The organism is Radicibacter daui (assembly GCA_030657355.1).
Classification (GTDB): domain Bacteria; phylum Pseudomonadota; class Alphaproteobacteria; order Radicibacterales; family Radicibacteraceae; genus Radicibacter; species Radicibacter daui.
Map to the genome: position 1 here is coordinate 3,087,577 of CP131056.1, position 25,091 is coordinate 3,112,667.

The 25,091-nt window shown below is 61.8% G+C and carries 12 protein-coding genes; 8 read left to right on the forward strand and 4 right to left on the reverse strand.

Going from position 1 to position 25,091, the window contains the following annotated elements:
• The first annotated feature begins 88 nt into the window (after nt 1–88).
• The 8 genes from QTL98_RS14505 to QTL98_RS14540 all read left to right on the forward strand — a co-directional run bounded on the left by QTL98_RS14505 (nt 89) and on the right by QTL98_RS14540 (nt 13,228).
• Entirely contained in the window at nt 89–4,567 is a 4,479-nt protein-coding gene (locus tag QTL98_RS14505) for a beta strand repeat-containing protein (RefSeq protein WP_445679178.1), read from the forward strand.
• A gap of 88 nt (nt 4,568–4,655) precedes the next feature.
• Entirely contained in the window at nt 4,656–6,830 is a 2,175-nt protein-coding gene (locus QTL98_RS14510; RefSeq protein ID WP_445679179.1) for a type I secretion system permease/ATPase, read from the forward strand.
• Nucleotides 6,820–8,325: an HlyD family type I secretion periplasmic adaptor subunit gene (locus tag QTL98_RS14515; protein ID WP_445679180.1), complete on the forward strand. Its 1,506-nt coding sequence runs from the start codon at nt 6,820–6,822 to the stop codon at nt 8,323–8,325. The genes QTL98_RS14510 and QTL98_RS14515 overlap by 11 nt, the downstream gene beginning before the upstream one ends.
• A 471-nt stretch (nt 8,326–8,796) precedes the next feature.
• Entirely contained in the window at nt 8,797–9,333 is a 537-nt protein-coding gene (locus QTL98_RS14520) for a Csu type fimbrial protein (protein ID WP_445679181.1), read from the forward strand.
• Nucleotides 9,334–9,384: 51 nt separating this feature from the next.
• The gene (locus QTL98_RS14525; RefSeq protein ID WP_445679182.1) at nt 9,385–10,107 is read left to right on the forward strand and encodes a fimbrial biogenesis chaperone; all 723 of its coding nucleotides are present in this window, start codon (nt 9,385–9,387) and stop codon (nt 10,105–10,107) included.
• Entirely contained in the window at nt 10,097–12,421 is a 2,325-nt protein-coding gene (locus tag QTL98_RS14530; RefSeq protein ID WP_445679183.1) for a fimbria/pilus outer membrane usher protein, read from the forward strand. The genes QTL98_RS14525 and QTL98_RS14530 overlap by 11 nt, the downstream gene beginning before the upstream one ends.
• The gene (locus QTL98_RS14535) at nt 12,418–12,894 is read left to right on the forward strand and encodes a Csu type fimbrial protein (RefSeq protein ID WP_445679184.1); all 477 of its coding nucleotides are present in this window, start codon (nt 12,418–12,420) and stop codon (nt 12,892–12,894) included. The genes QTL98_RS14530 and QTL98_RS14535 overlap by 4 nt, the downstream gene beginning before the upstream one ends.
• Before the next feature lie 133 nt (nt 12,895–13,027).
• Nucleotides 13,028–13,228, forward strand: coding sequence for a hypothetical protein (locus tag QTL98_RS14540; protein ID WP_445679185.1), 201 nt, complete (start codon nt 13,028–13,030; stop codon nt 13,226–13,228).
• Between the two features lie 7 nt (nt 13,229–13,235).
• On the opposite strand, the gene QTL98_RS14545 is transcribed toward QTL98_RS14540, so the two are convergent.
• From QTL98_RS14545 to rpoB, 4 genes are all read right to left on the reverse strand, one after another.
• Entirely contained in the window at nt 13,236–14,906 is a 1,671-nt protein-coding gene (locus QTL98_RS14545) for a methyl-accepting chemotaxis protein (RefSeq protein ID WP_445679186.1), read from the reverse strand.
• A gap of 254 nt (nt 14,907–15,160) precedes the next feature.
• Nucleotides 15,161–15,970, reverse strand: coding sequence for a PAS domain-containing protein (locus tag QTL98_RS14550; RefSeq protein WP_445679187.1), 810 nt, complete (start codon nt 15,968–15,970; stop codon nt 15,161–15,163).
• A 228-nt stretch (nt 15,971–16,198) separates the two neighbouring features.
• A complete protein-coding gene (gene rpoC, locus QTL98_RS14555) occupies nt 16,199–20,515 on the reverse strand; it encodes a DNA-directed RNA polymerase subunit beta' (RefSeq protein WP_445679188.1) in 4,317 nt (1,438 codons plus the stop codon).
• Between the two features lie 192 nt (nt 20,516–20,707).
• On the reverse strand, nt 20,708–24,901 hold the full coding sequence (rpoB, locus tag QTL98_RS14560; RefSeq protein ID WP_445679189.1) for a DNA-directed RNA polymerase subunit beta: 4,194 nt from the start codon (nt 24,899–24,901) through the stop codon (nt 20,708–20,710).
• Nucleotides 24,902–25,091 lie beyond the last annotated feature (190 nt).

Sequence of the window (25,091 nt, forward strand, 5' to 3'; positions counted from 1 at the left end):
CCCCCGGGACAAAGAGACGCCGAGAATACCGGTCCATGATCGCTGATCGCCCCATCAGACAAGGGGCAGCATTAAGGCAGGAAAGCTGATGGCAACGATTGCGTTTACCTCAACCCGTAGCTTTCCCGGCTTCGACATGCGCGAAGGCGGTTTTCCGGTAGCTGATGTCGCTCGCTCCATCACGAGAAGCACCACGCAATTCAAGCTCGTCTATTCAGACGGCGGATATGATGACCTGACAGGCACTGGCTTCACCTACGACGAAAATGGTGACCCGACCGGCGGCACCATCACCGGCTGGACGGCGGGTGATGCGGGCAAGCAGTTTGCCTCCCTGACCATCAACATCTCCGTCAGCGATTTTCTGACCTTTGCCGAGAATGACGACTGGAATGGCCTGATGGCGTTCGCCCTTGGCGGCGACGATCAAGTCTCGGGCACAAAAGGCAACGATTACCTTCTTGGTTTCGACGGTAACGACACGCTGAACGGCGGTGCGGGTGCGGATACGCTTGTGGGCGGTGCCGGCGACGATACCTATATCATCGACAATGCCCGCGACGGCGTAATAGAGGCCGGTGGCGAAGGCACGGACCTCATCCAGTCCAGTGTCAGCATCAATCTCTCCTCCAGCACCTTCAGCGGCCAGGAGATCGAGAATGTCACCCTCACCGGCAAGGCATCGCTGAGCATCACCGGCAATGAGCTGGACAACACCCTTACCGGCAATGCCGGCGCCAATGTGATCGATGGCGGAACCGGCGCAGACACCATGATCGGCGGGGCCGGCAACGACACCTATGTCATCGATGATGCCGGCGACACCGTCACCGAACTCGCCAATGGCGGCACCGACCTCATCAAGGCCAGCGTCTCCATCGATCTGGCCGACTATGCCAATGTCGAGAACATCACCCTCACCGGTACCGGCAACATCGACGCCACCGGAAACGATGGAGCCAACATCCTCACCGGCAACGACGGCAACAACATCCTCGATGGCGGGCTGGGCGCCGACACGATGACCGGTGGTCTCGGCGATGACACCTATGTCGTCGACAACATCAAGGACAAGGTCGTCGAAGCAAAGACCGGCACCGCCGGCGGTACCGATACCGTCCAGACCAGTCTGGCCAGCTACAGCATCGCCAGCCTCAAGGGCATCGAGAACCTGACCTATACCGGGTCATCGAACTTCACCGGCACTGGAAACACCCTGGCCAATATCCTTACCGGCGGCAGCGGCAATGATATGCTGAACGGCGGTGCAGGCGCAGACAGCCTTATCGGCGGTGGTGGCGACGATACCTATATCATCGACAATATTGGCGACACCGTCACCGAAGCCGATGGCGAAGGCACCGACCTCATCCAGTCCAGCGTATCCATCGACCTCTCCGCCGGCGGCTTCGCCGGACAGGAGATCGAGAATATCACCCTCACCGGCAAGGCAGCCATCAACGCGACCGGAAACGAGCTCGACAACATTCTCACCGGCAATGCCGGCGCCAATATCCTTACCGGCGGCGAAGGTAACGACACGCTGAACGGCGGTGCGGGTGCGGATACGCTTGTGGGCGGTGCCGGCGACGATACCTATATCATCGACAATGCCCGCGACGGCGTAATAGAGGCCGGTGGCGAAGGCACGGACCTCATCCAGTCCAGTGTCAGCATCAATCTCTCCTCCAGCACCTTCAGCGGCCAGGAGATCGAGAATGTCACCCTCACCGGCAAGGCATCGCTGAGCATCACCGGCAATGAGCTGGACAACACCCTTACCGGCAATGCCGGCGCCAATGTGATCGATGGCGGAACCGGCGCAGACACCATGATCGGCGGGGCCGGCAACGACACCTATGTCATCGATGATGCCGGCGACACCGTCACCGAACTCGCCAATGGCGGCACCGACCTCATCAAGGCCAGCGTCTCCATCGATCTGGCCGACTATGCCAATGTCGAGAACATCACCCTCACCGGTACCGGCAACATCGACGCCACCGGAAACGATGGAGCCAACATCCTCACCGGCAACGACGGCAACAACATCCTCGATGGCGGGCTGGGCGCCGACACGATGACCGGTGGTCTCGGCGATGACACCTATGTCGTCGACAACATCAAGGACAAGGTCGTCGAAGCAAAGACCGGCACCGCCGGCGGTACCGATACCGTCCAGACCAGTCTGGCCAGCTACAGCATCGCCAGCCTCAAGGGCATCGAGAACCTGACCTATACCGGGTCATCGAACTTCACCGGCACTGGAAACACCCTGGCCAATATCCTTACCGGCGGCAGCGGCAATGATATGCTGAACGGCGGTGCAGGCGCAGACAGCCTTATCGGCGGTGGTGGCGACGATACCTATATCATCGACAATATTGGCGACACCGTCACCGAAGCCGATGGCGAAGGCACCGACCTCATCCAGTCCAGCGTATCCATCGACCTCTCCGCCGGCGGCTTCGCCGGACAGGAGATCGAGAATATCACCCTCACCGGCAAGGCAGCCATCAACGCGACCGGAAACGAGCTCGACAACATTCTCACCGGCAATGCCGGCGCCAATATCCTTACCGGCGGCGAAGGTAACGACACGCTGAACGGCGGTGCGGGTGCGGATACGCTTGTGGGCGGTGCCGGCGACGATATCCTGATCGGCGGCGCCGGCAACGACACCTATATTATCAGCCAGGGCGACGGTTTCGATACCATCACCGCCGGCTCCTATAATACCGGGGATATCATCAGGTTCACTGATGCGGATCGTTATGACCTCTGGTTTGACGTTTCCCCTGACGGCACATTGACCCTCGCCGCTGCCGCGAATGAAAATTTCGATCCCGACACGGATGAATATCTGACTGTGGAGAGTTTTTTCGGCGGCACTGGCTCCATCACGGTGCAGATCGACACTTCCGACAATGAATATTACGGCACGAACGCGGATCTCGCGACCATCGTGATCCAGCGCGGCCTCAATGGCACCAACAACAAGAACACCGCCGAGATCATCATCGGCACCACCGGAAACGATGTCATCAACGGTAACGGCGGCTATCATGACGAACTCTATGGCGGCAGTGGAAACGACACCATTAATGCAGGATACGGCGACGATTACCTGTCCGGTGGATCAGGAGATGACATCCTCCGTAGTGGAGCCGGCGACGATGTTCTCTATGGCGGCACCGGAAACGACACCCTCGACGGTGGCGCCGGATATGACGTTGCCTACTATTCTTCATCCACTAGCGGCGTAACAGCGTCCGTGTCATGGGACGGCAGACACCTCACCGGCACGGTCAGCGATGGCCTTGGCGGCACCGACACCCTGATCGATGTCGAAGCGATTGTCGGTTCATCCTATGACGACACACTGACGGTCGACGATTATGGGATAATTCTGGTTGGCGGTGACGGCAACGATACCTTGAAGACAAGCGCCTACAGCATTCTCTATGGCGACGGCGGTAACGACACCCTGACAGCCGACTTCCAGAGTGAGCTCTATGGCGGAGAAGGTGATGACAAGTTAACGGCGGGCGCCAACAGTTACCTGGAGGGTGATGATGGCGACGACACACTCAACGCCGGTGGATACAGTATCCTTTATGGCGATGCCGGCAATGATACCCTCACGGCAGGCGAGCAGAGCAACCTCTATGGCGGTGATGACGACGACACACTCACCGCCGGTGGATACAGTATCCTTTATGGCGATGCCGGCAATGACACCCTCAGGGCCGGCGTGCAGAGCAATCTCTATGGCGGTGATGGCGACGATACGCTAACTGCCGCGAGCTACAGCTATCTCGAAGGGGGCGATGGCAATGACACCCTTGGAACAGGCAGTTACAGCTACCTGGACGGCGGAGCAGGCAATGACACTCTAAGCGCCTATAGTAATAGCACCGTAAATGGTGGCGATGGTGATGATTATATTACTGCCTGGTTTGATTGTTATGTAATGGCCGGCGCCGGGGACGATAACGTTACCGGAGGCGGGTATATATATGGTGAAGACGGTAACGATACCATTTCCATTTCCGGCACGGGCTATGAAGTAGATGGAGGGTCCGGAGATGATAAAATATACGGAAACACTTACTCCGACACTATGTATGGTGGCATCGGTGATGACATTCTTGATGGTTACAACGGCGACGATTATTTGAGTGGTGGCGATGGGGATGACTATTTAATTGGCAACCTCGGAGACGACTATTTGATCGGTGGCGCCGGTAGCGATATTTTTTCTTATTATATAATTCCCGGCTTTTCCGACGGAAACGACGTGATTGCCGACTTTGAAATCGGCACAGACACGCTGAAATTCGCCGGCGTGTATGATGCAGATGGGAGTGGAAGTGTCGACATCGATGATTTAATTCAATGGATATCAAGCATTACAGATGCGGGATCCGGTCAGGATGTTACGGTTAATTTTCAAGAGGGTGGAAAGTTAACATTTTCCGGAATTGGGACGGGGTCAATAAACTCAATAGATCAGATCGTTTCAGACAGTAATCACATAATAATATCTTCATCTTCAATTAGATAACTGAAAAACGGTGGAATTAACGGCAAAATATGCACATCAAAGCTAAAATATAGCACTAATATTAAAATAAAAGCTACCATAAACGGAGATGAGTGTGTCGACTGCTATTCAACCTCCGGGCATCGGCCACGAACCTCCGACTGATTTGATACTCCAGACAAACTCACTTTCACTTCTTTTTCGCCTTCATGGTCTCGCCCTAAGCGCCGATACGCTAACACGAGAGATTGCCGGGCAATCAAAGATAGGCCTCGACGGCGCCGTCCGCCTAGTCCGCCGCCACGGCCTTAAAGCCCGCCGTATCACCAGCCGCTTCGACCGGCTGCCAGGCACCCCCCTGCCCGCGCTGGCACAAACCCTCGATGGCAGCCTGGTGATCGTCGCCAGGGTTACGGCGGACAAGGTGCTGATCCATCGTGGACAGGACAGCCGGCCGGAGCTTATGGACCGGGCAGCGTTCGAGGCCGAATGGGACGGCTCGCTGGTGCTGGTGACCAAGCGGCTGGCACTCTCCGATCTCGGCCGGCGCTTCAACCTCTCCTGGTTTGCCTCCGCCCTCTACAAATACCGCGGCATCTTCTCCCAGATCCTGCTGGCCTCCTTCTTCCTGCAACTTCTGGGACTGGTGTCCCCGCTCTTCTTCCAGGTCGTCGTCGACAAGGTGCTGGTGCATCACGGCCTGTCCACGCTCGATGTGCTGCTAATCGGGCTGGTGACGGTTTCGCTGTTCGAAACCGTGCTCGGCATCGTGCGCACCTACCTCTTTTCCCACACCACCAACCGCATCGATGTCGAGCTTGGAGCGCGGCTCTTTGCCCATCTGCTGGCGCTGCCGCTCGCCTACTTCGGCAGCCGGCGGGTGGGGGACAGCGTGGCGCGGGTACGCGAGCTGGAAAACATCCGCCAGTTCATTACCGGCTCCAGCCTCACCTTCGTCATCGATCTTGTCTTCACGCTGGTCTTTCTGGCGGTCATGGCCTGGTACGACCTGTGGCTGACGGCAATCGTCGTCGCTTCGCTGCCGCTTTATGCCGGTATCAGCCTCGCCCTGACGCCGCTGTTCCGGGCCGAGCTGGACCGCAAGTTCCGCCGCGGAGCGGAAAACCAGTCCTTCCTCGTCGAGGCCATCACCGGCATCGAGACGCTGAAGGCAATGGCGGTGGAGCCGCAGGCCCGCCGGCAATGGGAAGAGCAGCTGGCAGCCTATGTCACCTCTTCCTTCCGGGTCAGCAATCTCGGCAACTATGCCAGCAACATCATCCAGCTCGTCTCCAAGGTCGCCAGTGCCGCCATCCTGTTCTTCGGCGCCAAGGCGGTGATGGAGGGCAGCCTGACGGTGGGTGAGCTGGTGGCCTTCAACATGTTTGCCGGCCGCGTGGCCCAGCCGGTGCTGCGCCTTGCCCAGGTGTGGCAGGATTTTCATCAGGCCCGGCTTTCCATCGAACGTCTTGGCGATATCCTCAACACCCCGCCGGAACCCGCGCACTCGGCCACCCGCGCCACCCTGCCCCGTATCAAGGGGAATATCCGTTTCGAGCAAGTGGATTTCCGCTATCAGCCCGACGGGCCGGAAATCATCCGCAAACTCACCCTGGCGATCGAGGCCGGCCAGTCCGTCGGCATCGTCGGCTCTTCCGGTTCAGGCAAATCCACGCTCGCCAAGCTGGTGCAGCGGCTTTATGTGCCGGGTAACGGGCGCGTTCTTGTGGATGGCGTCGACCTTGCCATGGTGAATACCAGCTGGCTGCGTCAGCAGATCGGCGTCGTGCTGCAGGAAAATGTGCTGTTCAACCGCTCGGTGCGCGAGAACATCGCCCTTACCGATCCGGGCATGCCGATGGAGCGGATCCTCCAGGCGGCCCGCCTTGCCGGCGCACATGAGTTTATCCTGAAGTTGCCGGAAGGTTACGACACCCGCATCGCGGAGCGCGGCGCCACCCTTTCGGGCGGCCAGCGCCAGCGCATTGCCATTGCCCGCGCCCTGGTGACCGACCCGCGCATCCTCATTTTCGACGAAGCCACCAGCGCCCTCGATATCGAGAGCGAGCAGGCCATCCAGCGCAACATGCGCTTCATCAGTAAGGACCGCACGGTCCTGATCATCGCACACCGCCTCTCCACCGTGCGCCATTGCGACCGCATCCTCACCATCGAGAACGGCATGCTGATCGAGGATGGCAGCCACGAGGAGCTGCTGCGCCGGGGCGGGCGGTATGCCGCGCTCCACCGCGCCCAGTCCGGGGAGATCAGCGGTGTCGCCTGACAGCCTTGACCGGGACCCCTCCCCCGCGAACAGCGAAACAACACCTCCCCCGGAAACCGCCCGCAGCCCGCAGCCCGGGCGGCGCAAGCTCGCCTGGGGAGCGGACGAACGCGAATTCCTGCCGGCCGCGCTGGAGATTATCGACACCCCGCCCTCACCGGCCGGCCAGGCAGTGGGTTTGACCATCGCGGCACTGGCGACCATCGCCGTCGCCTGGGCCTGCATCGGCAAGCTCGACATCATCGTCGCGGCGCCCGGCAGCATCATTCCCGATGGCAAGACCAAGATCGTGCAGCCGGTCGAGACCGGCATCGTCAAGGCCATCCATGTTGCCGATGGCGACCATGTCGCGGCGGGCGCTCCGCTGATCGAGCTCAACGACGAGCAGGCGCTGGCGGACCGGGACCGTTTCCGCCGTGATCTGAAACAGGCCCGGCTGACCCTCTCGCGTTACCGGGGGCTGGCGGCACCCTTTTCAGAAACCGGCAACACTACGCCACTGGCGCTGATCGACCCTCCCGGCAATGCGAGCACGGCTGAAATAGCCCTGACACAAACGGCCATGCGGGCTGAAGCTGCCCTGCAGGACGGCACGCTGGCGGAGCTCGATCAGCAAGCGGCCGGCAAACGCGCGGAAGCCCAGGAAGCCCAGGCCACCATCGACAAGATCGAGGCCACCCTGCCGATGGTGCGGCTTCAGGAGCAGATAAGGCGCGAGCTCAAGGACAAGGAGTTCGGCAACAAGCTGGCCTGGTATCAGGCCAACCAGCAGCTCATCGAATATACGCAGGAGCTGCCGGCTGAACGCAGCCGCAAGCAGGCAGCCGAGGCTGCCGTCTATGCCATCCAGCAGAAACGGGCGGCGGCCGTCGCCCAGTATCAGGTCGACATCCTGCAACAGCTCGACAAGACGGCAGCGCAGGTGAGTGAGCTGACCGCAGCCCTGATCAAGGCCGAGCAACAGCTCTCGCAGATGACGCTCAGCGCCCCGATCGATGGCACAGTCCAGCAGCTCGCCATTCATACCGTGGGCGGCGTCGTCACCCCGGCGGAACAGCTGCTTTCGGTCGTCCCCGACCAAGGCAGGCTGGTTGTGGAAGCCATGATCCAGAACAAGGATGTCGGCTTCGTACGCGCAGGCCAACCCGCCCGGATCAAGATCGACGCCTTCCCGTTCACGCGCTACGGCATCATTGAAGGCGCCGTGCTCAATGTGACGCGCGACGCGATCCAGGGTGCCGACAAGAGCAGCGCAACCCGCAAGGCCGCCTCGGCGGCTGGCGACGACAATACCGGCTCCCGGGATGGCAGCGCCCCCGCCTACATCGCCCGCATCGAACTCGGCACCGACACTATCGAGACGGAAACCGGCCCGGCCCGGCTCGGGCCTGGCATGCAGGTTTCGGCGGAAATCCAGACCGGCCAGCGCCGCATCATCGAATATCTGCTCTCACCGATCCTGCGGCGCGTCGATGAAAGCATGCGGGAGCGCTGAACCGTACGAGCACACACTCTTCACAGTAGCAGGCCGCTCAGGGCCGCAGAACCCACTCCTGATTTAAAAGCATTTAATTTCAATATGTTATAAAAAATCCTGCGAACAACTCAGGTAATTTTACAGCTGATTCGCCTTTCTGAAGGCATTGTTCGATCCGATCCTAAGTAGAACGTTTTAATTTAGTTTCATTAGCCACCTACGATTAGATAAATCGGTTTACACCCCTATTAATTGGGCGCCGCACGCCGCATCCCCTTGGGCCTCGGGATGCACTCCTTTCGGGCAAAAGCCCTATCCTTTCCTGCCACAGCCCCTCTTCCGGGGGTTACACCCCCTATACTTCGGCGCAAAAATCCGCAGTATTAACAGTGACTTTCAACAACCTATCATTGTCAGCAAGCCGACCGGGCGGCCTCCTCCAACCTTCGAGGCACACCCCCTCGCCCGGGCAATTTGCTGGAGATGACCATGAGTGTGACGCTCCGTTTCGCGTCTGTCGTGAAGTCCAACACCCGGGCCCTGCGCATCGCCGCAACGGCCACGGCCTTCATCGCCGTCGCCACTGCCGCCCAGGCCGGCACCGCGACGGACACGTTTAATGTGACGGCCACCGTCAATAATGAGTGCCTCGTGGACGCCAGCGATCTTGCCTTCGGCACCTACTCGATTTCCTCCGGTGCACCCAATACCGCGTCATCTAACATCTCGGTGACCTGCACCAACGGCACGACCTACGCCGTTGCGCTCAATGGCGGTGTGAACGGCAGTCTGGCCACCCGCCAGATGCGCAACACGGACAGCGGCTCGACCGCCAAGCTCAGCTACCAGCTCTACACCACCAGCGCCTACTCGACCGTGTGGGGTGACGGCTCCACCGGTGTAACCCAGGCCGGAACCGGTTCGGGTACTGCGCAGAACCTTACCGTTTACGGCAGCATGCCGGTCAACCAGGCGGCGACCCCGGGCTCCTATCTCGACACGATCACGGTGACCGTCGCCTACTAATCGCCAGAAAGGAGGGTTATTCGCATCACACGCCCAGCCACGCAGTCAGCCTTGCGGCGACCCGGTAGGCCGGTTACCCGCTTCGCCCTTCTGGCAGCCCTCCTCTCCTTCCTGCCCTCCGCACCGGCAAATGCCGCCCTGCAGGTATCGCCGGTCACGCTTGAGCTCCCGGCAGCCCGGCCCGCGGCCACCCTGCTCGTGAGCAACAATGGCAACAGGGATTCAACCATTCAGGTCCGCGCCTTTGACTGGCACCAGCCGAATGGGAGCGATGACCTGCAACCCACTACCAGCCTGCTGGTCAGCCCGCCCCTGTTCACCCTCAAGCCGGGAGAAGAACAGGTCGTGCGCGTGCTGTTGCGGCAGTCGCCCCCCAGCGAAACCGGCTACCGGCTGCTGGTGGACGAACTGCCGGTCGCGGAAGGTCAGCAGCAGGCGATCCAACTGCCGATCCGCTTCAGCTTGCCGGTTTTTGCCGGAACGACCGGCAATGCCAAATCGTCGCTCGCCTGGAGCGCCAGCCGCAGTCCCGGAGGCGGGTTTTCCCTTACAGCCAGCAACAGCGGCGCCCGCCGGGCCAAGCTCGCCAATCTGGTGGTCAAGACTCCGGACGGCCAGGAAATCGCCCGGCAGGATGGACTTGCCGGTTATGTGCTGGCCGGGGAAAGCCGCCTCTGGCGGCTCGACGCGGCCGGAGAGGTCCTGCCGGCAAAACTGGAGGTCAATGCCGTAACCGAGGCCGGTCCGCTGTCCATCAGCGTCGATGTCAGATAACAGCCGCCGGCTGCTGGCACTCGGCGCCGTTATCGCCGGGCTCACCCTGCGCGCAGTTCCGGCACAGGCGGAAGCGTTGCTGCTGGATGTCGCGCTTAACGGCCGGCCGCTGGGAGAGATCATCGCCTTCGAGCAGCAGGGAGACCATATGCTTGCCTCGCTGGACGACATGCGTCGTATCGGCCTGCCGCTTACCGGTGTCGGCGGCGACGCACAGGGCATGGTTGATCTCGGTGATATCCCCGAACTCACCTACAATTACGATGAACGCAAGCAGAGCATCGATCTGGTCGCCGGTCGCAACCTGCTTGATCGCTCCTTCGTGGTACAACTGCGCCCCCACGGCCGCGCGCTGAAACCCACCAACGACATCCAGAGTTTCGGCGGCGTGCTCAATTATGACCTGTTCGGCGAACAGGTCGACGATCCTTCAGGCACCAGTACCCGCCTTGCCGGTTCTGGCGAGCTGCGGTTCTTTCACGGCGACGGGCTGGCCAGCACCAGTTTCATTGCCGACCTCGATTCAACCTCGCCCCAGACGATCCGCCTCGATACCGCCTATGCGGCTGACAACCCGGATACGCTGTTTTCCTACCAGCTTGGTGACAGCATCACCGGCGGCCTTGCCTGGTCTCGTCCCATCCGCATGGGGGGAGCCCGCTTCGGCACCAACCGGGATCTCCGGCCTGACCTCATCACCACTCCCACCCCGATCATCCAGGGCAGCACCAGCGTGCCGTCGGTCGTGGATGTCTATATCAACGACACACTCTACACCCGCCAGAACGTGCCGGCCGGCCCGTTCGAGCTCAACGACCTGCCGGTGGTGAACGGCCAGGGGGAGGCCCGGGTGGTGGTGCGCGATGCACTCGGTCGGCAGACCGTGCAGGTCATCCCGTTTTATGCCAGCCAGGGCCTGCTGGCGCCCGGCCTCTTCGACTATTCCATTTCCGCCGGCGCCATCCGCGAGAACTACGGCGTCTCAAGCTTCGACTATGGCGTACCCGCCGCCGAGACCACGCTGCGTTACGGCTTCGACGACACCCTCACCTTCGAGGGGCATGGAGAGTTCGCCAGGAGCCTTGCCCTTGCCGGTGGCGGTGCACTCTACAAACTGGGAAATTACGGGGTGCTCAGCGGCGCCCTTGCCGTCAGCCGCAAATCAGGCGGCACCAGTGACGAGGACACCGCCGGCGGCGGCCTCGCCTCGCTCAATTTCGAACATTATGGCCAGGCCATCTCCTACGGCGCTTCGATCACCCAGACGACCGACGGTTATGGCGACCTTGCCAGCCTTGCCGGCGACAACTGGCCCACGCAGCAACTGCGCTTCAATATCGGCCTTCCCGTGCCAGCGCTCGATGGCTCACTTGGTGCCGGTTTCTTTTCCCAGACCAGCAGCAACGGGGACCGCATCTCGGTCGCCAGCGCCACCTACAGCCGCCTCGTTTTCGACCGGGCCTTCCTCATCCTTTCGGCCAGCAGCGATCTTGACACCCGCAACTACAATGTCGGCCTCTCGATCTCGCTGCCGCTCGGGCGTTACGACACCTCGGCCGGCGTACAGACCAGCCAGACCGCCACCACCTTCCGCCAGTCCGCCGCCCGCATTACCCGCGGTGATGGCGACTGGGGCTGGCGCGCCGATGCCCAGGAGGGGGGTGACGACAGCCGCTTTGACGGCAGCATGATGTGGAATGGCAAACAGGGTGACCTGAGCGCGGATGTAAGCTCCACCAGTCAGGGCAACGGCATCCGCGCCGGCGCCAACGGGTCGCTTTTGTGGCTGGATGGCGAGCTTTTTGCCGCCGATACCATCAACGATACCTTTGCCGTGGTGGATACCAGCGGCGAGCCGGATATCACCGTCTATCGCGAAAATCGCGAGGTGGGAAAAACCGGCGCTTCCGGCAAGCTGGTGGTGGATGATCTGCGCGCCTACACCTCCAACCGCATTGCCGTGGAACCGCTGGACTTCCCCTTCGACCGCTCGGTAATCGATCCAGGCCGGGTGGTCGTGCCGCGGTCGCGCTCCGGTGTCATCGTCAAGTTCGACATCGATGACAGCGCCCGAGCGCTCATCCTGCTGGTGCTGCCGGACGGCGCGCCGGTGCCGCTGGGAGCGAGGCTTGCCTCCCCCACCGACAAATCGGTCGTCGGGTATGACGGGCAGGCCTATATCGGCGGCCTCAAGCCCCACAGCCGCCTGAGCGCGACCTGGGAGAGCGGAAGCTGTGTGGCGGAGTTCGATCTGCCGGAAGTGCCCGCCGCCATGCTTGGGCCCTATACCTGCCAGCCGGAGACCGCGCCATGACCTGCCGTGCCAGGCGTTTCCTTGCCGCCATCGCCGCCGCGTTCCTGCTCGGCGCCCACCCCGCACTGGCCGCCGTCTGCAGCGCCACCTCTACCCCGCTTGCCTTTGGCATCTACCGCCCGTTCGATATGACGGCAACCTACTCCAACGCCACCGTGACCGTGCATTGCACCTCGCTCGTCACGCTGCTGCTCACTTTCAACGTGTCGCTCTCCTCCGGCAGCGCCGGCAGTTACTCGTCGCGGCAGATGAGAAACGGCAGCGCTTCGCTCGGCTATAATCTCTATCTCAGCAACCAGTATTCGAGCGTGTGGGGAGATGGCACCGGCGGCACCGCCAATGTGGGCTTCAGCTCTCTGGTGACGATTTTTCCCTTCGACATCGTCTACACCATGTATGGGCGCATTCCCGCCCAGCAACCGGTACGCGCCGGTGCCTATATCGACACGGTGCAGATCGTCATCACCTACTGAGGCAGGTCTCCAACGCGTCTGCCGGCATCGTTCTCCCCTGCCCGTGACCGGAGGACTGCGCTATTCTTGCGGAACAAGAGGCGGCCCCGCCTTCACCCGGCCGGGCCGCTGACCAACCGGAGGGAGCAGCGGGATGATCACCATCGAACAGCTCGTGGAAGAATGGCGCGCTACCCGTGCCCGGCACGACGCCACGCTGGCCTATCTGGAGGCCGGCAACATGATCTATCTGGACGGCGTGGAATCCGAGGAAGCCACCGGGCAGCATATTGCACGCCTGGTGGAATGGATCGCCGAGCTCGACAAGCTGCTGGATGAGTACGGGGCCGGGTGAGTTTCTTCTAGGACCCCGCCTCATCAGCCGCGCGCTGCATGTTCTGCGCCATTTCGTTGGCAACCGTACTCTGTTCCTCGATGGCGGCTGCCGTTGAATTCACATACTCGGTCAATTCGTCGATCGAGCCGCGGATGGCGTTGAGGGCACTGGTCACGTCACCCGAAATGCCGCGCATACCCTCGATTTCACCGGAGATCCGCTCCGTCGCGGCCTTGGCCTGGTTGGCGAGGTTCTTGACCTCGCCGGCAACGACGGCAAAACCCTTGCCCGCCTCGCCGGCCCGCGCGGATTCAATGGTGGCGTTCAGGGCCAACAGGTTGATCTGGCCAGTGATGTTGTTGATGACATCGACGATGCCGCCCATGGCTTCCGCGGCAGAGGCAAGCCGCTTGGCAGCCCCGTCCGCCTCGACGGCGAGCCCGGTTGCGTGCCCTGCCGTCCGGCTGGAACTGGCCATGCTGGAGGAAATTTCCCGGACTGAAAGGTTCAGCTCCTCGGCGCCCGCGGCCACGTTGTGAAGCATCTCGCTGACGCGCTTGTTCTTCTGCGCCTCCAGCACCTTCTGCGTCACATCCGTTGCGAACTTGACGATCTTGAGCGGCTTGCCGGAAGCGTCCAGCACCGGGTTATAGGATGCTTCGATCCAGACCGGGCGACCGCCCTTGCCAATGCGGCGATACTGATCGGCCTGGTATTCGCCCTTGCGCAGCTTGTCCCAGAACGCCTTGTAGGCAGCGGACTCCCGCTCCGCCGGATCGACAAACATACTGTGATGCTTGCCCCGGACTTCCTCGAGCGTATAGCCGAGCGCCTTGAGGAAGTTGGCGTTGGCGCTAACGATCGTGCCATCCAACATAAATTCAATGACAGCCTGCGCCCGGTCGATGGCAGCAAGGCGGCCCGCATTGTCCGCAACCTCTTCCTGCCGGGCGGTTACGTCGGTCGCGAACTTGACCACCCGTACGACCTTGCCCTGCGCATTGAGGACCGGATTGTAACTTGCCCGTAGCCAGACGGCCCGCCCGCCTCGGGCAACGCGCGGGAAAAGCCCCGACTGATATTCACCGGCAGCCAGCTTCTTCCAGAAATCGCGGTATCCGGAACTCTCACGTTCCGCCTCTGCCACGAACAGGGAATGATGGCGCCCTTTGATCTCGGCGAGCCCATATCCCATGACCGCGATAAAATTCTCGTTGGCATCAAGGATAGTGCCATCGGCGGTGAACTCGATCACCGCCTGTGACTTGTTAATCGCAGAGAGGCGACCAGCATTGAGCACGGCTTCCTGCTTCTTTGCCGTGATGTCGGTCGCAATCTTGATAACCTTGACTGCCCGGCCGTCCCTGCCAAGCAGTGGGCTATAGGCCGCTTCCAGCCACAGATCCTCACCTGACTTGCGCAACCGGCGAAACTCGCCCACCTGCTCCTTGCCTGCTGCCAGCTGGCGCCAAAACTCCTCGTAGGCCGCGCCTTTTGTCTCCGCCGGATCGACGAGCATGCTGTGATGCCTGCCCTTGATCTCCGTCAGCGTATATCCGACCGCGCGCAGGAAATTCTCATTGGCGCCGGTTATAATACCGTCCGGCGTGAATTCGATGCAGGCGAAGGATTTGTCCACCGCCAGGCGTAGCGCGGCCTGGTCAACATCGGTGTGGCTGCGGGACCGGAAGAGCATGAAGGGTCACTCCAGGCGGGAGAGAAACAGTCATCAAGGACTGAGAGTTTTATAATCTGGTTTGTGCCAATCCATCTCGGCGTATGCGGCTAGGTTCCTGTCAGTTTGCTGTCCATTGGTATGTATTTGGGTTTACCGCTCTACATCAGACGACTGGCCCTTTCCTCGTCGATACGAACAACAAAGCCCCGCCGGATCACTCCTGCGGGGCTTTGTTCTCAAGACGGCTCGCTTCCAATGCCGGGACCTTCGGGTCAGGGGGCGTCATCGGCAACGTCGCCAGCACAACCGGTATTTTCCGTGACCTCAAGCTGGCGGGCGGTCACATCCGTGGCAAACTTTATAACGCGGATGACCACTCCCTGCTCGTCCAGGACCGGGTTGTAGGCAGCGCGCAGCCAGATTTTTTTGCCGTCCCGACCACGGCGAAAGAAAAGACCCGCCTGATGCTCGCCTGCGGCCAGCCGGTTCCAGAAACTGCGGTAATGCGCACTATCGCCCTGCTCCTCCGGCACAAACAGGGAATGGTGCTGCCCTCTGATCTCGGCCAGCTCATAGCCCATGATCGACAGGAAATTGTCATTGGCATCAAGGACCCTGCCGTCCGCCGTAAACTCGATGACCGCCTGCGTGCTGTGCGCCGCCAGCAGCCTGCCGGCGCCTGACGGTACCTCCAGCTTTCTGGCGGTGATATCGGTCGCGATCTTGACGACCCGGGCGACCCTGCCATGTTGCCCGGGCACCGGGCTGTAGGCGCCCTCCAGCCAGAGCTCTCCGCCCGATTTGTGCAACCGGCGAAATTCGCCCCCCTGCTCCTTGCCGGCCGCAAGCTGCCGCCAGAATTCGCGATAAGCGTCACTCCCGGCCTCGCGCGGATCGACAAAGATACTGTCATGCCGGCCCTTGATCTCGGCGAGACTATAGCCGGCCATCCGCAGGAAATTGTCATTGGCGCCGGTGATGATGCCATCCGCGGCAAATTCCACGCAGGCGAAGGATTTGTCGACAGCCAGGCGAAGGGCGCCGGGATCGAGATCGGACGGATTGCCGGACCGGATGAACATGGACCCCTCCTCGAGGCGGAAAGAAACCGAAGCCGCAATGGCCTGGGAGGTTATAAACCCGACGGCGCGATGACATATCTGCGTATGAGGTTAGATTCCGGCCCGTTTTTTGTTCATCGGTATGCACTTGGATTTACTTTCTGCTCTCCTCCGATACCCGGCGGGAATACAAAAAGCCCCGCCGGATCGCTCCGGCGGGGCTTTTCAGTAGCTGGCTTCTGGCCCGGCTTATTCGGCCGGGTCTGCCGGCAGGGCGGCGGCAGCGCCGCTTTCCAGAGTCCCGGCCTTGGCTTCGGCGGCAACGCGCTTCAGACGCTCCAGCACCGCGCCGGTACCGGCGGGGATGAGGCGGCCGACGATGACGTTTTCCTTGAGGCCATTCAGCGTGTCCTTCTTGCCATAGACCGCCGCCTCGGTGAGGACGCGGGTGGTCTCCTGGAAGGAGGCTGCCGAGATGAAGGAATTCGTCTGCAGCGAGGCCTTGGTGATGCCCTGCAGAACCGGGATCGCCTTTGCCGGGCGACCGTTCTCGGTCATCGCCTTTTCGTTTTCGACGTCAAACTCACGACGGTCGACCTGCTCGCCGATCAGCAGCGTGGTGTCACCGGCTTCGGTGATCTCCACCTTCTGCAGCATCTGGCGGGTGATGACCTCGATGTGCTTGTCGTTAATCTTCACGCCCTGAAGACGGTAGACTTCCTGGATCTCGTTGATCAGGTAGTCGGCCAGAGCCTCGACACCCATGACGGACAGGATGTCATGCGGCACGGGGCTGCCGTCCATCAGCAGGTCGCCCTTCTCCACCCAGTCGCCTTCCTGCACGGACAGGTGCTTGCCCTTGGGGATCAGGTATTCCTTCGGATCGGCACCTTCCTCATGCGGGACGACGAGGATGCGGCGCTTGGTCTTGTAGTCGCGGCCGAATTCGACGCGGCCAGCGATGTCGCTGATGATCGCGTAGTCCTTCGGACGGCGGGCTTCGAACAGCTCGGCAACGCGCGGCAGACCGCCCGTGATGTCGCGGGTCTTGGAGGACTCACGCGGGATACGGGCGAGCACGTCACCGGCCTTGACCGGCTGGCCGTTGGACACCGAGAGAATGGCGCCCACGGACATGAAGTAACGGGCTTCCATGCCGTTCGGCAGGTTGACGACTTCGCCATTGGCATCACGCAGGGTGATGCGCGGACGCAGGTCGCCGCCGCGCGGCTGGGCGCGCCAGTCGATCACTTCCTTGTAGGAAATGCCGGTGGCTTCATCCATCACCTCGCGGAAGGACACGTTCTCCGTCAGGTCGACGTAGTTCGCGATACCTTCCTTTTCCGTGATGATCGGCAGGGTGTACGGGTCCCACTCGGCCATCTTCTGGCCGCGCGACACCTTCACGCCCTCGTCCGCCAGCAGCTTGGCGCCATACGGCACCTTGTGGCGGGCCTTCTCACGACCGGCGCCATCGAGCAGCACCACTTCGGTGTTGCGGCTCATGACGATCGGCACGCCGTCGGAGTTCATAACGACGTTGCGGTTGTTGATGCGGATGGTCGCATCCACCGAGGCTTCGATGGAGGACTGTTCCGCACCGCGCTGCGCCGCACCGCCGATGTGGAACGTACGCATCGTCAGCTGCGTGCCCGGCTCGCCGATCGACTGGGCGGCGATAACGCCAACCGCTTCACCGATATTGACCGCGGTACCGCGGGCAAGGTCACGGCCATAGCAGCAGGCGCAGATGCCTTCCGTCGTACGGCAGGTCAGCACCGAGCGGATCTTGACCTTGTCGATACCGGCGGTCTCGATGAGATCGACCTCGGCTTCGCCGATGATCTCGCCGGCACCCACCAGCAGTTCGCCGCTGAGCGGATGCTTCACATCCTCAGAGGCAGAACGGCCAAGGATACGCTCACCCAGCGAGGCAATGACGTTGGCACCGTCGATAACGGCGGCAACGGTGATGCCATCGGTGGTGCCGCAATCGATCTCGCGAACGACCACGTCCTGCGCCACGTCGACGAGACGGCGGGTGAGATAACCCGAGTTCGCCGTCTTGAGCGCGGTGTCGGCCAGACCCTTACGGGCGCCGTGGGTGGAGTTGAAGTACTCCGCCACGGTAAGGCCTTCCTTGAAGTTCGAGATGATCGGCGTCTCGATGATCGAGCCGTCCGGCTTGGCCATCAGGCCACGCATACCGGCAAGCTGCTTGATCTGCGCCGCGGAACCACGGGCGCCCGAGTGAGCCATCATGTAGACGGAGTTGACCTGAGTGCCGACCTTGGTGGTCGACATCACCTTCATCATCTCCTCGGAGATGCGCTCGGTGCAGGCGGACCACACGTCGACGACCTTGTTGTACTTCTCACCCTGGGTGATCAGACCGTCCTGATACTGCTGCTCGAACTCCTTGACCTTGGCCTGGGCCTCGGCAACGAGCGCGTGCTTGGCATCCGGCACGACCATGTCGTCCTTGCCGAAGGAGATGCCGGCGCGGCATGCCCAGCCAAAACCGGTAGCCATCAGGCGGTCGGCGAAAATCACCGTCTCCTTCTGGCCGCAGTGGCGATAGACATGGTCGATAACGCCGGTGATTTCCTTCTTGGTCATCACGCGGTTGATGATGTCGAACGGCACCTTGTAGTGCTTCGGCAGCACGGAGGAGAGGATCATGCGGCCAGGGGTGGTGAACACCTTCTGGACGATCTCCTCGCCTGCCTCGTTGCGGGTCACGAAGCGCGACTTGATGCGGGCGTGCATGGAGATGGTCTTCTCCGCCAGCGCCTGCTCGATTTCACCCAGGTTCGCGAAGGTCGGCACGCGGTGCAGCGTGACGCCGGCCTTCTTGACCAGCTCAGCCAGACCCTCGATGGCGCCGTAGCGCAGCGGGTTCACCGGGTCGGAGCTGTCGCGCAGCACGATGTCGCCACGGCCGAGCGCACCGGCCAGACCGTCGAGATCCTTCTCGAAGATCTTGAGCGGGACTTCCTCGCCGACCCAGTCCTGCATCTCCATGGAGATGTAATAGAGGCCCAGAACGATGTCCTGGCTCGGCACGATGATCGGCTTGCCGTGTGCGGGCGACAGGATGTTGTTGGTCGACATCATCAGGACGCGCGCTTCCAGCTGGGCCTCGAGGCTCAGCGGAACGTGCACGGCCATCTGGTCGCCGTCGAAGTCAGCGTTGAAGGCGGTGCAGACCAGCGGATGCAGCTGGATGGCCTTGCCTTCCACCAGCACCGGCTCGAAAGCCTGGATGCCGAGGCGGTGCAGCGTCGGGGCGCGGTTCAGCATGACCGGATGCTCGCGGATAACCTCTTCGAGGATATCCCAGACCTCCGGACGCTCCTTCTCCACCATGCGCTTGGCGGCCTTCAGCGTGGAGGCCATGCCGTAAAGCTCAAGCTTGGCGTAGATGAAGGGCTTGAACAGCTCCAGCGCCATCTTCTTCGGCAGGCCGCACTGGTGCAGCTTCATTTCCGGGCCGACCACGATGACCGAACGGCCGGAGTAGTCGACGCGCTTGCCGAGCAGGTTCTGACGGAAGCGGCCCTGCTTGCCCTTGAGCATGTCGGCGAGCGACTTCAGCGGACGCTTGTTGGCACCGGTGATCACGCGGCCACGGCGGCCGTTGTCGAACAGCGCGTCAACGGACTCCTGCAGCATGCGCTTTTCGTTGCGCACGATGATGTCCGGCGCACGCAGTTCCATCAGCCGCTTCAGACGGTTGTTGCGGTTGATGACGCGGCGGTAGAGGTCGTTGAGGTCAGAGGTCGCGAAGCGGCCGCCATCGAGCGGAACCAGCGGACGCAGCTCGGGCGGAATGACCGGGATGACGTCAAGGATCATCCACTCCGGCTTGGCGCCGGAGGTCATGAAGGCCTCGACGATCTTCAGGCGCTTGACCAGCTTCTTGCGCTTGGCCTCGGACGAGGTCTCGCGCAGATCCTCGCGGATCTTTTCCTTCTCTTCCGGCAGGTCGAGACCCTTGAGGATGTCCTTCAGGGCTTCGGCGCCGATGAGGGCGGTGAAGTCCTCGCCGTACTTCTCGACGGCGCTGACATACTCGTCCTCATTGAGCAGCTGGTACTGCTTGAGCGGGGTGAGGCCCGGCTCCGTGACCATGTAGGCCTCGAAGTACAGCACCTTCTCCAGATCCTTGAGCGTCATGTCCAGCAGCATGCCGATGCGGCTGGGCAGGGACTTCAGGAACCAGATATGCGCAACGGGGCTGGCGAGCTGGATGTGGCCCATGCGCTCGCGGCGCACCTTGGCCAGCGTCACTTCCACGCCGCACTTTTCGCAGATGATGCCCTTGTACTTCATGCGCTTGTACTTGCCGCACAAGCACTCGTAATCCTTGATCGGACCGAAGATGCGGGCGCAGAACAGGCCGTCGCGCTCCGGCTTGAAGGTCCGGTAGTTGATGGTCTCCGGCTTCTTGATCTCGCCGAAGGACCAGGAGAGGATCTGCTCCGGGCTGGCGATATTGATCGCGATCTGGTCGAAGCTCTGCGGGGTCTGACCCTGACCGAAGATATTCATCAGTTCGTTCATGCACCCGACTCCTAAGTGTCAGCGGTTCCGGCCATGTGCCGCCTGGCGGAACCCGACGGCGGCATCCCTCGCTGGCTGGATGGAGGGAAAATGCCGCCTGAAAAAACACAAGTATAACCCCTGCCGGTGCGCCAATCGCCCCGGCACCCTTGACGGGCACCGGGGCGTCTGACGACCCCGCGACGGGGCTTCTTACTTCTCGCCCTGCTCGAGTTCGACGTTGAGGCCGAGGGACTTGAGCTCCTTGACCAGAACGTTGAAGCTCTCGGGGATGCCGGACTCGAAATTGTCGTCGCCGCGTACGATGGCCTCGTAGACCTTGGTACGGCCGGAGACGTCGTCCGACTTGACCGTGAGCATTTCCTGCAGGGTGTGCGCTGCGCCATAGGCTTCCAGCGCCCAGACTTCCATTTCGCCGAAGCGCTGGCCACCGAACTGCGCCTTGCCTCCCAGCGGCTGCTGGGTAACGAGGCTGTAGGGGCCGATGGAACGGGCGTGGATCTTGTCGTCCACGAGGTGGTGCAGCTTCAGCATGTAGATGTAGCCGACGGTAACCTTGCGGGCGAAGGTCTCGCCCGTACGGCCGTCGATCAGCGACACCTGACCGGAGGAGCTGAGGCCGGCCTTCTCAAGCATGTGCACGATGTCATCCTCGCGCGCACCGTCGAAGACGGGGGTTGCGAAGGGGACGCCGCGGCGCAGGTTACCGGCCATTTCGACCAGCTCTGCCTCATCGAGGTCGGCAACGTCGCTGGCGTAGTCACGCTCGCCATAAACGTCCTTCAGCTTGTCCTTCAGCTTGATCAGCGGCTGGGCGGTATCGCCGCCCTGGCGCGCCGTGCGCTGATACTCGTCCACCACTTCGCCGATCTGGCGGCCGATACCGGCCGACGCCCAGCCAAGATGGGTTTCGAGAATCTGGCCAACATTCATGCGGCTCGGCACACCCAGCGGGTTGAGCACGATGTCCACATGGGTACCGTCCTCAAGGTAGGGCATGTCCTCGATCGGCATGATGCGCGAGATAACACCCTTGTTGCCGTGACGGCCGGCCATCTTGTCGCCCGGCTGAAGCTTGCGCTTCACCGCCAGGAACACCTTGACCATCTTCATCACGCCCGGGGGCAGTTCGTCGCCGCGCTGCAGCTTCTCGACCTTGTCCTCGAAACGGCTGTTGAGCTCGGTCACGCTGTCGTCAAACGACTTCAGCATGGCCTCGACATCCTGCATCACCGCTTCGTCGGCAACGGCGATCTGACGCCACTGGCCGGGGGTGAACTCACCCAGGGCAGCCTTGTCGATCACCTTGCCGGTGGCAAAGCCACGCGGGCCGGAAACGGCGGTCTGGCCGATCAGGCGCTCTTCAAGGCGGGCGAAGAAGTTGCGCTCGAGAATCTTGCGCTCGTCATCGCGGTCCTTGGCCAGCTGCTCGATCTGGGCGCGCTCGATGGCGAGAGCACGTTCGTCCTTGTCCACGCCGCGGCGGGAGAAGACGCGCACATCAACCACCGTGCCGGTGACACCCGGCGGAACACGCAGCGAGGTGTCACGCACGTCGCTGGCCTTCTCGCCGAAGATGGCGCGCAGAAGCTTCTCTTCCGGCGTCATCGGGCTTTCGCCCTTCGGGGTCACCTTGCCGACCAGGATGTCGCCCGGCTGAACTTCGGCGCCGATATAGACGATACCGGCTTCGTCGAGGTTCTTGAGGGCTTCTTCACCGACGTTGGGAATGTCGCGGGTGATTTCTTCCTGGCCCAGCTTGGTATCGCGGGCCATCACCTCGAACTCTTCGATGTGGATGGACGTGAACACGTCCTCCGACACGATGCGCTCGGAGATGAGGATGGAGTCCTCGAAGTTGTAGCCATTCCACGGCATGAACGCGACGAGCACGTTACGGCCGAGGGCGAGTTCGCCAAGCTCCGTCGAGGGGCCGTCGGCGATGATGTCGCCCTTGGCCACCCGGTCACCGACCTTCACCAGCGGACGCTGGTTGATGGCGGTGGACTGGTTGGAGCGCTGGTACTTGCGCAGCTTGTAGATGTCGACGCCCTGACGGTCCGCCGAGGTATCCTCGGTGGCACGCACCACGATACGGGTACCGTCGATCTGGTCGACGATGCCGGCGCGGCGGGCAGAGATCGCAGCGCCGCTGTCGCGGGCCACAGTCGCTTCCATGCCGGTACCGACCAGCGGTGCCTCGGCCTTCACCAGCGGCACGGCCTGACGCTGCATGTTGGAGCCCATCAGCGCGCGGTTGGCGTCGTCGTTCTCAAGGAACGGGATGAGCGCCGCGGCGACGGACACCAGCTGCTTCGGCGACACGTCGATATAATCGATCTGGTCGTTCGGCTTGAGGATGTAGTCGCCCATCTCACGGGTGGAGACGAGCTCTTCCTCGAAGCTGCGGTCGGCGTTCAGCGGAGCGGAAGCCTGGGCAATCGCGAAGCGGCCCTCTTCCATCGCCGACATGTAGACCACTTCGTCGGTCACCTTGCCGTCGGTCACCTTGCGGTACGGGCTTTCGATGAAGCCGTACTGGTTGACGCGCGCATAGGTGGCCAGCGAGTTGATGAGACCGATGTTCGGGCCTTCCGGCGTTTCGATCGGGCACATGCGGCCATAATGGGTCGGATGAACGTCGCGCACTTCGAAGCCGGCACGCTCGCGGGTCAGACCGCCCGGGCCCAGTGCCGAGAGACGACGCTTGTGCGTGATCTCGGAGAGCGGGTTGGTCTGGTCCATGAACTGGCTGAGCTGCGAGGAGCCGAAGAACTCACGCACCGCTGCCGCTGCCGGCTTGGCGTTGATGAGGTCATGCGGCATGACGGTATCGATATCCACCGAGCTCATACGCTCGCGGATCGCACGCTCCATGCGCAGCAGGCCGACGCGGTACTGGTTCTCCATCAGCTCGCCGACGGAGCGAACACGACGGTTGCCCAGATGGTCGATATCGTCGATCTCACCGCGGCCGTCCTTAAGCTCGTGCAGGACGCGCAGGATCTCAAGGATGTCCTGCTTGCGCAGCACGCGCAGCTGGTCGGAGGTCTCGAAGCCGAGGCGCGCGTTCATCTTCACACGGCCGACCGAGGAAAGGTCGTAGCGCTCGTTGTCGAAGAACAGGCCGGAGATCAGGGCTTCGGCGGACTCAAGGGTCGGCGGCTCGCCCGGACGCATGACACGGTAGATGTCGATGAGCGCCTCTTCACGGCAGCCATTGCGGTCCACCATGAGGGTGTTGCGCATATAGGGGCCGATGTTGAGGTGGTCGATGTGCAGCGTCGGCAGCACGTCGATGTTACGCTCAAGCAGCTTCTCCAGCGTCTCGGCGGTGATCTCGTCACCCGCCTCGTACCAGACTTCGCCGGTCTTCTCGTTGATGATGTCTTCGGCCAGGTAACGGCTGAGCACTTCATCGTCGCGCACGAGGATGGACTTGAGGCCAGCCTCTTCCAGCTTCTTGAGCTGGCGCGGGGTCATCTTGGTGCCGGCTTCGGCCACGGTCTCGCCGGTGTCGGCATCGACCAGGTCGGTGGCGATCTTCTGGCCCTTGAGCAGCTCGGGCGCAAACGGAATGCGCCAGCCGTCCTTCACCTTGGTGTAGGTGATCTTGCCATAGAAGTAGGAGAGGATCTCCTCGCGGGACATGCCCTGCGCCTCGAACGGGGCGAGCTTCTTGTTCTCGCCTTCGCGCTTGGCACGCAGCGCCTCGGTGGCGAGACCATCCAGGACATAGAGCAGCGTGGTGGCGGGCAGCTTGCGGCGGCGGTCGATACGGACATAGACGATGTCCTTGGCGTCGAACTCGAAGTCGAGCCAGGAACCGCGATAGGGGATCACGCGGGCAGCGAACAGATACTTGCCCGAAGAATGGGTCTTGCCGCGGTCGTGGTCGAAGAACACGCCCGGGGAGCGGTGCATCTGGGAGACGATGACGCGCTCGGTGCCGTTGACGACGAAGGTGCCGTTGTCGGTCATGAGCGGCATGTCGCCCATGTAGACATCCTGCTCCTTGATGTCGCGGATCGAACGCAGGCCGGTGTCCTCGTCAACGTCGAAGACGGAGAGGCGCAGGGTCACCTTGAGCGGCGCCGCGAACGTCATGCCGCGCTGCTGGCATTCCTCGACGTCGTACTTCGGCTGCTCCAGCTCGTACCGGACAAAATCAATCTCGGCACGGCCCGAGAAGTCCTTGATCGGAAATACGGACTTGAAAACCTCCTGCAAGCCCAGCAGTTCGCGCTTTTCAGGCGTAACATGCATCTGCAGGAACTGTTCGTAGGAGTTCCGTTGAACCTCGATCAGGTTCGGCATCCGGATGACTTCGGGGATACGCCCGAAGCTCTTACGAACGCGCTTCCGACCCGTGAACGACTTGGCCATGAGTGTCCCTCGTGATCGCTTTCGACCCGTGTCCATCACCGCGACGGCGATGACGGCAGTTACCGCCCCGCCTTGTGGCGAAGCAGCTTGTGTCCCGCGAGGCGCGGCCTTCGGCTGGGCCCGACTCCGGAAAACGGACCGGCACACATCCAGAATTTCCAGGGAAACCCCTTGGAAGATCAAGGATCCG

Excerpts from the sequence above, each read along its gene's own strand:
- QTL98_RS14505 (WP_445679178.1), top strand. The coding sequence starts at position 89 with ATGGCAACGATTGCGTTTACCTCAACCCGTAGCTTTCCCGGCTTCGAC.
- QTL98_RS14510 (WP_445679179.1), top strand. The coding sequence starts at position 4,656 with ATGAGTGTGTCGACTGCTATTCAACCTCCGGGCATCGGCCACGAACCT.
- QTL98_RS14520 (WP_445679181.1), top strand. The coding sequence starts at position 8,797 with ATGAGTGTGACGCTCCGTTTCGCGTCTGTCGTGAAGTCCAACACCCGG.
- QTL98_RS14530 (WP_445679183.1), top strand. The coding sequence starts at position 10,097 with ATGTCAGATAACAGCCGCCGGCTGCTGGCACTCGGCGCCGTTATCGCC.
- QTL98_RS14535 (WP_445679184.1), top strand. The coding sequence starts at position 12,418 with ATGACCTGCCGTGCCAGGCGTTTCCTTGCCGCCATCGCCGCCGCGTTC.
- QTL98_RS14540 (WP_445679185.1), top strand. The coding sequence starts at position 13,028 with ATGATCACCATCGAACAGCTCGTGGAAGAATGGCGCGCTACCCGTGCC.
- QTL98_RS14545 (WP_445679186.1), bottom strand. The coding sequence starts at position 14,906 with ATGCTCTTCCGGTCCCGCAGCCACACCGATGTTGACCAGGCCGCGCTA.
- QTL98_RS14550 (WP_445679187.1), bottom strand. The coding sequence starts at position 15,970 with ATGTTCATCCGGTCCGGCAATCCGTCCGATCTCGATCCCGGCGCCCTT.
- rpoC (WP_445679188.1), bottom strand. The coding sequence starts at position 20,515 with ATGAACGAACTGATGAATATCTTCGGTCAGGGTCAGACCCCGCAGAGC.
- rpoB (WP_445679189.1), bottom strand. The coding sequence starts at position 24,901 with ATGGCCAAGTCGTTCACGGGTCGGAAGCGCGTTCGTAAGAGCTTCGGG.